This is a genomic window from Okeania sp. SIO2F4 (assembly GCF_010672385.1).
Lineage (GTDB): Bacteria > Cyanobacteriota > Cyanobacteriia > Cyanobacteriales > Microcoleaceae > Trichodesmium.
The window spans coordinates 1-1,765 of the sequence record NZ_JAAHGT010001324.1; the positions used below are offsets into that span (position 1 = coordinate 1).

Annotated in this window: 1 protein-coding gene; it reads right to left on the reverse strand. The window is 32.9% G+C overall.

Annotated features, from left to right (window positions below; translation table 11 throughout):
* Positions 1–483: 483 nt before the first annotated feature.
* Positions 484–1,765, reverse strand: a 1,282-nt coding sequence (locus F6K22_RS40080; protein WP_293110660.1) for a phospholipid carrier-dependent glycosyltransferase, incomplete at its 5' end; no start/stop codon positions are given.

Genomic DNA, 1,765 nt, shown 5'->3' on the forward strand with positions numbered 1-1,765 from the left:
GTTAAACGAAAATATTTTGCCAGTTTTATCAGAAATAGAAAAGGCAACTTTAGCAAAAAATCAACCTGTGTATCGAGCATTATTTATAGCAGGGAATAGGGAATAGGGAACAGGGAACAGGGAACAGTTAGAAAAACATTTCCTAGTCTAAGATTCATCATCAGTCTATGTTCTAATCAATTCTTTCTTAGCTATATAAGTCAGAAGTCAGAAGTATAAAATTGGATATTTTTTTTACCTATTTCCTATCACCAAATTTAGGTGTTAATGTCTATAGGAAATTTAAGCCTTTTTCCTTCTTTATTCTTACTTATTACCGAAAAATTAATAATTAATAATTAAATAATTCGAGCCTTGAAGCCTCCCCTTGGATAGGGGAAAACAAAGACAATATTCCTTATATTCAATTCCCGTGCGGTTTTAACCTTCTTGTAATTATCAATTATCCATTATCCATTATCCATTAATGAATTCTTCCTTTAGTTAAATCCAAGATCGAAACCACATTCTGAGCTGCCAATTTTGGGGAGATAAAGGTAATCCTAAATAAACAGGCATCCAAAAAACAAAGGCAAATAAAATTATAAAAATTACTGTCACTCCTATTATCCTGAGACGAATTTGACGACTATTTAACCACCTATCAACCCACCAAGAAAATCCCAATATAGCAAACACTAAAGCTCCCATATAATGATACAAAAAAGTACAACGACTTACTCTACTCCAAGGTAAAAAATTACTTAGCCAATTTATAACTAAATATACTAACAACCAAATTTCTGAGGCAGGTGGAAATTTAACAATCTGTTTTGGTTTTATTTTTTTATGTCTTGCTTGTCTATTTTTTTCCCAATGCCAAACGCGATTAAATAACATTAAGATTAATAATAAAATTGCCCATGTTGATAACCACCACAAAATAGGATTTCCCATAGCATGAACATCAAAAATTAGGGGATTAACTTTTGGGTCTCCAATATCTGAAGGTAGGGGTGGTAAAGAAGGTTCTGGTTTGTCTAATAAACCCGTATTTTTATAGAAATAAACTACAGGTCTCATCATTAACGGCCAAGTAAACCATTGAGCGCAATAAGGATGAGTATCAGCCCCACTGCCAATTCTTTGATGATAGCTGAAAATCTGTTGCTGCATTTCCCAAAAGCCGTATTTGGGGTTGAGAATAATGTGGGGAATCCAAAGTAGGCTATAAGTAATTATGGGAATAACCAATAAATTTAGAGTCAATTGAATCAGATTTAGTCGAGTTAAATTTTGCCAAGGAGATATATATCCCGATCTCTTTTTGGTAGCAAAAAATTCAATTATCCATGCCAATATCCAAAGTAAATAAATGCCGAGTAAAAATCCTAAACCATTCCATTTAATCGCTGCACTTGCACCAAAAAATATCCCAGATAAAGCCAACCATTTACTTTGTTTGAATTCGGAATCTTGTAGAGCAATAATTAAATACAAGTGAGCTAATAATCCAAAAATTACTAGATAAATATTATTCAAAGCATAGCGAGACTCTACTAAAAATAATCCATCTAAAGCTATCAGTAAAGCAGCAATCAAACCATAACTCCAACGCTTTGTTAATTGATAGGCGATCGCTCCCACTACTACAGGAATAAATGAACCTGTTAAAGCATTTATCCACCGATAACTCCAAGATGCTAAAGTAGAACCCGTTTCATTATTAACTATTTCTTGCCAAAAGGGTAAATGAGAACCTATCCAAATACTAATTGCAATGATA